An 8,128-nucleotide genomic window follows, 5' to 3' on the forward strand; every position below is an offset into this window, starting at 1 on the left:
TTGGATTATAGTTCAAATTAAAAGCCCCCAAAGCTGTTTTTAATGAGGCTGCATTATTACGCTGAGCCATCGGAATTCCCATATCTTCTCCACTAAGGGAAATTGAAGACCCTGTCCTACTGCCCAAACCAGACATCCCTCCACTGAACCTAAAGTAATCTTGAAGAGTAAATGGGAGTTCACCGACATTATTTGCATCGGCAATTAAATTCAGGTTCAGTTTGGGGGAATAGTAAAAAGAATTAGCATGTCCTAAATATCTTTCCTGAGGTCCTCCTCCAGCAGTCAAATCCCCGAAAACCATCCGCTTTTTCCCATCTTTCAACTGAATATTCAAAGCCAATGATTCGTCATTATCCAATCCACGAATTGGAGCCACTTCATTGAAATTTTTCAAAACCTGAACCCGATCTACCGCATTCGCAGGAAGGTTTTTAGTAGCCAATTTGGTATCTCCGTCAAAAAAATTCTTACCATCGACCATGACCTTATCCACTTTCTTCCCCTGAACTTTCACTCCTCCATCCTCATCAACTTCAAAACCAGGCAACTTTTCTAAGACATCTTTCAACTTACGCTCTGTTCCTGTGGTGAAAGCATCTGTTTTGTAGGTCAAAGTGTCTCCCTGCATAGTCACTGGGAGTTCGGTCACGACCTCCACCTGATCTAGCATGGTTTCATCAGTGGATAAAATAACCTGAATCGGTTCTTCAGGTGACCATTCCCTCAACACTCTCTCAAATTTCTTATATCCCACAAAAGAGATTCTAAGTAAATATTCCGAACCAGGTGTTAAAGCCAGCTTAAACCTCCCATCTGCATTGGTGATGGCAAAGGCACCGATTTTTTGAGTGGTTTGATTTACCGCAACCACGTTAGCATAACTAATTGGCTGATTCAAGGAATCCAGAACCTGCCCAATCAGATTTTTAGTCTGGGAATAAGAAGAAAAAGAAAGGAAAGTCAAGAGGAAAACTCCTGTAAAAACCCTAAAAATCAATTTCATGTTGGTTTAGTTTTCTTGAATTTGAAGGTTCTTTAATTCCCGATTTTAATGGTCATTTGATGTTCTCCCCCTGGCTTTCCTTGATACTTTTTCATCATTTCCTGCATCTTCTCATCTGCAAGAGCTCTATATTCGTCAGCAGTCATTTCCTTTCCTTTTTTAGGAACTAACAATTCAAATTTCTCCGTTGGATTAAGCACAATTTTCTCGCAAATCATCGTAGTTCCATTATTTTGTAATTCCAAAATCAAACCTGGAAGCCCCCAATATTCAGAAGGTCCATGACTGACAGGAATTTGGTCCGTATACCAAGCCTCGATCTGAACTGTATCCTTTACCACTTCCATTTCTTCCATTCCAGTGGAGAATCTTTTGCTATCCACGATTTTAGAATAGGTTGCTTTTTGGACTGTATAATTCCCAATTGTTTTGGTCTCTCCGGTCAATTCCCAATCAAATACTTTCAGGTCGTCTTTGACCAAGAATTCTTTACCCATCAAATCCTTTTCTTCCAGATATTTCTGCTCGGCCAAATTCTTATACAAAACCAAATCACCACTTCCTGAATTAATAACGATGGTTGCTCCACCTGAAGAAGCTGTAGCAGGACCGCCCCCAAGGCTTTCTGCTTGCTTCCAATTTGATTCTCCTTGATTAAATGTCAGCACATACTCTTTCTCCATTTGCTTTTTTAATTGTCTTTGAATATCTGCCATAGCTTCTGGAGCCATTTTTGAACTATCCATGGAAAATTTGAAACTTGAAGAAGATTTGTAATAGGCAATCCCTGTTAATCCCTGGGCATTCGACGAACTGACAAATCCCATTAAAACGATAAATCCGAGAAGTAATATTTTAGCTTTCATATGAGTTTTCTTTGATACAAACCAATAAAAACAACCTTAACAACTGAGTTAAGCAGTGTTAACGTCTGTTAACTCAAGAGTTTTTCCTCAACTTTGATCCTAATTTAGCAATGTGAAAAAGCTGCAATTCAAGCGTATAGGTATTTTAATAGGCTTCACACTGATGGTTACTATCGGAGTGCAGATCTATCGGAACATCTCTCAATTTAAACTGATCGAGACCCAGCTGACCAAAGATATTCAGGTTAGTCTGGACAATGCCTTAGAGGCCTACTTTGCTGATTTGGCAAAAACAGATATGATTACGCTTACAGAAAGTCAGCCTCGTAAATTTGATCTGATAAATGCAGATTCTACTACAAAGGATAGTGTAAAACAGAATTTTTTTCAGAGCATCGCGAAAAGCAAAATTGTTATGAAAACACTGGGAGGATTGAAAGCGATTGATTCTCCAGAGGCTTCTTGGTCTACTTCAGATAGCCTAAATCAAATAGATTTCTTTTCCGAATTGAGTTTTGATTCTGCTAATGATATGATGGTGGATGAAAAACATCGGATCAATATTTTCAGAGGCTTGGAATCTGCTGACAGCATTCACCGACTGAAAGCTTTAACCAATACGATCATCATTTCTATTACCAGGGACTCTCTGGATTTTGAAAAAATCAATGAACTTTTCCGAGCTGATTTAGATAGAAAAGGGATCAACATCAATTATGGATTGCTTCAATATGAAAAGGATACTATTGCTGGATCATTCAACTATCCTGCTTTGTTGGATATGCCTTTTAAAGCTGTTACAAAATCCACTTTTCTTCCACGAGGACAATTTTTGGAACTTTACTTTGAAAATACTGCACTGAATGTATTAAAGCGTGGCCTATTCGAAATTCTCACTTCCTTATTGTTTTTGGGCATCATTTCTTATGCCTTTTATTATCTCTATCAAACCATTAAAAATCAAAAAGAAGTCGCTGAAATCAAGCAGGATTTAATTTCAAACATTACCCATGAATTCAAAACTCCGATTGCAACTACGCTTTCTGCCATTGAAGGAATAGAACAATTCAACCCGAAGAATGACCCTGAAAAGAACAAGCGCTACTTAGGTATTTCCAAAATGCAATTGCATAAGTTGAATTTGATGGTTGAAAAGCTTTTGGAAACCGCAACGTTGGATTCCGAGCAATTGATGCTGCGAATGGAAGAAATTGATCCCGAACCAATTCTACGTTCCTTGCTCCAAAAATATCAAACCTTAGCTCCTGAAAAGGAAATAGAATTACAGCTTCCATCTCAAATCAAACCAATCTTGGTTGACACTTTTCACTTCGAGAATGCACTTTCAAATTTGCTCGACAACGCCATAAAATATGGTGGGGATCATATTCAAATCAACCTCGATCAGAGCAATCAGACGAAAATAAAGATTTGGGATAACGGAGGAAAAATAGCCTCAGGACAAAAAGAAAGGATATTTGAACAGTTTTACAGAATTCCTCAAGGAAACGTACATGATGTAAAAGGTTTCGGAATCGGTTTATATTATGTCAAGAAAATCATAGAAAAACACGGAGGCGCCATAGAACTACACACAGCTCCAAAAAGCACTTCATTTACCACCATTTGGCCATGAGTTCGAAGACAAAAGTATTATTAGCTGAAGACGAAATTTCCCTTGGAATGATCATTCAAGAAAGTTTAGAGAGCCGTGATTTTGAGGTAACTCTTTGTTCAAATGGAGAAACTGCCTGGGAAAAATATAAAGCTAACAAGCCAGAAATTTTGGTTCTCGATGTCATGATGCCCAAGAAAGATGGGTTCACCTTGGCAGAAGAAATCCGTAAAATAGACCCCTTTACCCCAATCATTTTTTTGACTTCAAAAGGCCAGACAGAGGATGTAGTCAATGGTTTTGGACATGGTGGTAATGATTATATCCGAAAGCCTTTTAGCATGGAAGAATTGATTGTAAGGATCAAAGCACAATTAGACCGAAAACAATTAAAAAATCAGCAAAGCGATTGGATGGAATTGGGGAAATTTGAATTTCATCCTACCCGTCAGATTTTAAAATTAGGAGAAGTTGAATCTCCATTGACAGCAAGGGAATCTCAATTACTAAAAATCCTTCTCGAAAACTGCAATGATATCACGGACCGAAGCTTGATTCTTACTCAGATTTGGGGAGCAGATGATTTTTTCAACGCCAGAAGTATGGATGTTTTTATCACAAAACTCCGCAAAAAACTTCAAGATGATCCAGAGATTCAAATTTTGAATATCCGGGGCTATGGCTATAAATTAGTCTGCTAAATTATTTTACCACTGGCAGTCTAGCTCCAGTATCTTTTAGCCATTTTTCTAACTTAACTTGTAATTGGTCTGCAATGGGTTTCCGAGTGGAAATCACATTCACTTTTTCCTCCATGTCAAAATCCAAATTGTACAACTCATCTTGACTGCCATCAAAATAATGGATCAATTTATAGTTTCCTGATCTGATAATCGCATAAGGTACAATATCATCCAATCGATAATGAGGGAAATGCCAAAACAAATCTCTCTCTAAAGTTTCTGTTGGATTTTTTAAAATTGATTTCAAAGAAACTCCTTCCAACCCTTCCTGATCAGTATTTTCTCCCATGAAATCCAAAATAGTGGGAATCCAATCCATCGTAATAATAGGGTTTTCATTGATCACTCCTTCTGGCAAGACACCTGGCCAGCTTACAATAGTTGGAATTCGGATTCCTCCCTCATAAGGATAACCTTTCTGGGATTTTAGTGGGTAATTATTGGTAATAGGATTTTCATAATTACCTATCAAGCCTCCATTATCTGAGGTGAAAACAACCAAGGTATTTTCTCTCAATCCAAGTTTATCCAACTCTTGCATTACTTTTCCTACATTTTGATCTACACTTTCCACCAAAGCAGCATAGGTAGGATTTCTTTGGTTCCCAGGTTCTTTTTGCTTGTATTTTTCCACAAGTTCTGCCTTCCCCATGATCGGTGTGTGCACTGCATAAGGAGCCCAATGAATAAAGAATTTTTCATCCTTTTTTCCCCTAATAAAATCTACAACTTCGTCCCCCTCTCGATCTGTTAGAAACTCACCTTTTTTACGAGGTTTTAAGGTTGTAATCTCATAAAAATTTCTTGGCTTTTCAGGCAAGTAAGGATCAAAATAACTCGGTGGTTGCCCTAGATCATTCCCTCCGACATTCACATCAAATCCTTGATCTGTTGGATAGTATCCTTCCTCTCCCAAGTGCCATTTCCCCACATGCATCGTTGCATAGCCATAGGATTTCATCCGCTCTGCAATTGTTACTTCTTCTAGTGGAAGGAATCCTTGAATTTTTGGAGTTTTTAGTGTTTTATCTTCAAATACTTCATATTCTCCAGGCTCCCCAGAAGTAGTAACTCCCTGAAATTTTGCTCGGATCCAATCAGTAATACCTAATCGGGCAGGATATTTCCCGGTAAGCATGGCTGCTCTTGTGGGAGAGCAAATAGCTGCTGCTGCGTAGGAATTCGTGAATAAAACTCCTTCAGAAGCAAGTTGATTGATGTTGGGGGTTTCATAAAAATCACTTCCCAAAGGTTCAATGTCCGCCCATCCCAAATCATCCACGTGGATAATCACTACATTGAAATCTTTGGATTCCTGCCCAAAAGAAATGTTGAATAAGAAGTAAAAAGAGAGAACTAAAAAAGCTTTATTCATCGTGAATTCATTACCTTATTGATAAAAAGGAAAGATAGTTTTTAATATTTAAGACTCTTCAAATAGGCGATACTGATCGGTAAATGTTCAAGTTCTTTATCACTTTCATCCTCAATAAACATATGTTTGATTCCGATTTTATTTGATTCTCTTAAAATCCCAGGAATATCCAATTCCCCTCTTCCTAATGGAACATCATTCTCAGGCCCTGTCAATCCGGTCATATCCTTTGGAGCTCCTTTTCTAAAATCTTTCAAATGCAAGGAAACCCAACGGTCTCCATACTTCTTCAACAATGCCACTGGATCACCGCCTCCAAAGTGCGTCCACATGACATCCATTTGGAAAGACACATATTCCGGATCGGTATTCTCAATGATGTAATCCATCAAAGTTCCATTTCCATAGGGTTGGAACTCATAGCCGTGAACATGGTATTTGAAAACAATTCCATTTTCCTTGAGTACTTTTCCTCCCTCGTTAAAAGCTTTGATGGCCCGATCCGCATTGGCTTTAGTGAAATCTCCATTATGAGGAATCCAGGCACACATCACATATTTTGCTCCAAGGGCCTTCACTCGATCAGCTACTGCTTGTGGGTTTTCTTCCAACTGCTCAAATCCAGTCCCTGTAGATGGAATACTAATTCCTCTCGCTTCGCAAAGTTTAATAAATTCCTCAGTTGAAACACCCCTTGGTGCTCCTCCTTCCAATTCTTTGAATCCCATCTTTTGGATTATATCAAGCGTAGCTTCCACTCCATTTGCCCAATGATTTCGAAAGGAGTAGGATTGTACCCCAAGTGGAACTTGCATCAATGGATCCCCCTTTTCCTGAGCATTTGCTTCAAAAAAGATCAATGGTCCGATTAATAAAAGAAGTAGTAAAATAGATTTGGTTTTCATTCGTAACAAAACTTTAATTCAGATTCTAAAGATTCAATTTATTCAGTTCTTCTACTGCATGATTCGCTGCTCTCGCTGTCAACGCCATGAAAGTTAAAGTTGGGTTTTGAGTACTGGTGCTGGTCATACAAGCGCCATCAGTTACAAATACATTTTTACAATGATGCAATTGATTCCATTCATTTAGAAGAGAATCTTTTGGGTCTTTACCCATTCTGACTCCGCCCATTTCATGAATATCAGATCCTGGGGCAGAATGAGAATCTTCCACATTGATATTTTTAAATCCTGCTCGCTCATACATTTCTGTTTGCTGTGCCACAAAATCAGCAACCATTTTATCATCATTCTCTTTCCATTCTACTGATAAAATGATTTGTGGAATTCCATATTTATCTACTTTGTCAGGGCTCAATCTCATATGATTGTCCTCCACAGGTACTGTTTCTCCCTGCATCCAAGCTGACATTCCCCATACATCATTATATTTTTGATTGAGCAAATTATCTCTGAGTTCATCCCCGATCATGCTTGTATCTGAACGAAGACCTCTGCCACCAGACATCCCGATAGAATAACCTCTCAAGAAATCAGTGTCTTGCTTAAAAACGTTTCTGAATCTTGGTACATAAGCATGTCCTGGATTTCTACCTTGATTGGCTTTATCCAAAAACCCTTCAAAGGTTGCATATCCTTTGCCTCTGTAATTATGACAAGCCAAAAACTTACCTAACAAACCATTCTCATTTCCTATCCCTTCTGAGAAAGTTGAGGACTTAGAGTTCAATAAAATCGCATTGGAAGCAATGGTAGAGGCATTGACAAAAATGATTTTGGCATAGAACTCAATTGGCTCTTTACTGTGTCTATCGATGATTCTGACTCCAGTGGCTTTTCCCTTGGCATCATCATAAATAATGGATTCTACCACTGCATCAGGTCTTACGGTTAGATTCCCGGTTTTCTCTGCCCAGGGCAAAGTAGAAGCGTTGGCAGAAAAGTATCCACCATATACACAGCCACGATTACACATGGCTTGATGCTGACATTTATTTCTTCCTTGTTGTTTATGGATTTCCTGCGGATCTGTCAAGTGTGCACATCGACCTTGAATCAAATGCCGATCTCCATAATTGTTTTGAAGCTGTTCTTTATAATAATTTTCTATACAACTCAATTCAAATCCAGGCATCACAATCGAATCAGGTAGTTCTGGCAATCCATCTTTGCCACCAGCGATTCCCGCAAATTTTTCCACATAATCGTACCAAGGATTCAGGTCTTTTGCTCTGATTGGCCAGTCAGTGGCAAATCCATCTCTCGCTGGGCCTTCAAAGTCATAATCAGACCATCGCTGGGTCGCACGTGCCCAAAGCAAAGACTTCCCTCCTACATGGTATCCACGAAACCATCGAAAGGGTTTTTCTTGAATAATTGGTTGCTCATCATCTGCCAAAGCCCAGTGAGCGGTCTCCTCTCTTAGCCATCTTCCTCCTCCCAAACCGGATCGTTTTTCAAGAGGAACAGCCCCTCTGAATTCAAATTCCCATGGAGCCTTTGAGGCTGTAGGATAATCTTCTATGTGTTTGACCATTCTTCCTCTTTCGAGGACTAGGGT

The 8,128-nt window shown here is 39.0% G+C and carries 7 protein-coding genes; 2 read left to right on the top strand and 5 right to left on the bottom strand.

From position 1 onward, the window contains the following. Window positions 1-1,006, bottom strand: a 1,006-nt coding sequence (locus Q0L68_RS12810) for a carboxypeptidase-like regulatory domain-containing protein (protein WP_296703757.1), incomplete at its 3' end; no start/stop codon positions are given. A gap of 32 nt (window positions 1,007-1,038) precedes the next feature. Beyond that, window positions 1,039-1,872, bottom strand: a complete 834-nt coding sequence (locus Q0L68_RS12815) for a GLPGLI family protein (protein ID WP_296703760.1) — start codon at window positions 1,870-1,872, stop codon at window positions 1,039-1,041. Between the two features lie 112 nt (window positions 1,873-1,984). On the opposite strand from Q0L68_RS12815, the gene Q0L68_RS12820 reads away from it, so the two are divergent. Both Q0L68_RS12820 and Q0L68_RS12825 read left to right on the top strand, forming a co-directional pair. Continuing rightward, entirely contained in the window at window positions 1,985-3,508 is a 1,524-nt protein-coding gene (locus Q0L68_RS12820) for a HAMP domain-containing sensor histidine kinase (RefSeq protein ID WP_296703763.1), read from the top strand. Continuing rightward, entirely contained in the window at window positions 3,505-4,188 is a 684-nt protein-coding gene (locus Q0L68_RS12825; protein ID WP_296703765.1) for a response regulator transcription factor, read from the top strand. The genes Q0L68_RS12820 and Q0L68_RS12825 overlap by 4 nt, the downstream gene beginning before the upstream one ends. A gap of 1 nt (window position 4,189) precedes the next feature. On the opposite strand, the gene Q0L68_RS12830 is transcribed toward Q0L68_RS12825, so the two are convergent. From Q0L68_RS12830 to Q0L68_RS12840, 3 genes are all read right to left on the bottom strand, one after another. Next, window positions 4,190-5,605, bottom strand: coding sequence for a sulfatase (locus Q0L68_RS12830; RefSeq protein WP_296703768.1), 1,416 nt, complete (start codon window positions 5,603-5,605; stop codon window positions 4,190-4,192). A gap of 41 nt (window positions 5,606-5,646) precedes the next feature. Continuing rightward, entirely contained in the window at window positions 5,647-6,510 is an 864-nt protein-coding gene (locus Q0L68_RS12835; protein WP_296703771.1) for a sugar phosphate isomerase/epimerase, read from the bottom strand. Between the two features lie 25 nt (window positions 6,511-6,535). Beyond that, the coding region (locus Q0L68_RS12840) for a GMC family oxidoreductase (protein ID WP_296703773.1) at window positions 6,536-8,128 on the bottom strand (1,593 nt) is incomplete at its 5' end.

Source organism: Algoriphagus sp. (genome assembly GCF_024642405.1).
GTDB lineage: Bacteria > Bacteroidota > Bacteroidia > Cytophagales > Cyclobacteriaceae > Algoriphagus.

What these genes read in the sequence shown, in the direction of transcription:
- Q0L68_RS12830 (WP_296703768.1), bottom strand. Translation starts at nt 5,605, where the DNA reads ATGAATAAAGCTTTTTTAGTTCTCTCTTTTTACTTCTTATTCAACATT.
- Q0L68_RS12815 (WP_296703760.1), bottom strand. Translation starts at nt 1,872, where the DNA reads ATGAAAGCTAAAATATTACTTCTCGGATTTATCGTTTTAATGGGATTT.
- Q0L68_RS12835 (WP_296703771.1), bottom strand. Translation starts at nt 6,510, where the DNA reads ATGAAAACCAAATCTATTTTACTACTTCTTTTATTAATCGGACCATTG.
- Q0L68_RS12825 (WP_296703765.1), top strand. Translation starts at nt 3,505, where the DNA reads ATGAGTTCGAAGACAAAAGTATTATTAGCTGAAGACGAAATTTCCCTT.